The sequence below is a fragment of the Pseudomonas frederiksbergensis genome (genome assembly GCF_003732665.1).
In the GTDB taxonomy this organism is placed as follows: Bacteria; Pseudomonadota; Gammaproteobacteria; order Pseudomonadales; family Pseudomonadaceae; genus Aquipseudomonas; species Aquipseudomonas frederiksbergensis_G.
The window spans coordinates 1-299 of record NZ_MOBP01000118.1 but is presented as its reverse complement, the minus strand read 5'-3'; the positions used below and the strand labels follow the sequence as shown (position 1 = coordinate 299).

Genomic DNA, 299 nt, shown 5'->3' with positions numbered 1-299 from the left:
GTTGGGCATCTTCCTGATGCTGGTGGGACGGGTGTGGTTCATCTTCCTGCCCATCGGGCGCGAATGGCGTGAGTGGTGGACCCGCCGCGACCAGGCGCACGCCCCTCGGGTGTTGCTCAGTACCCTCGGGCTGGTGGCGATTGTTCTGCTGCTGGCGGTGCCATGGCGCAGCGCGGTGGAGTTGCCGGTGATGCTGGAGGCGGGACGCGTCAGCACCTTGCATGCGCCGGTGGCGTCGCGGGTCAAGCAGGGGAATGTGCACGATGGGCAGTTGGTGGCCCAGGGCGAGGTGTTGATTG

At 66.9% G+C, this 299-nt stretch carries 1 pseudogene; it reads left to right on the top strand.

Going from position 1 to position 299, the window contains the following annotated elements:
- Nucleotides 1-299 (top strand): annotated as a pseudogene (locus BK665_RS33415) (biotin/lipoyl-binding protein); the annotation flags it as partial.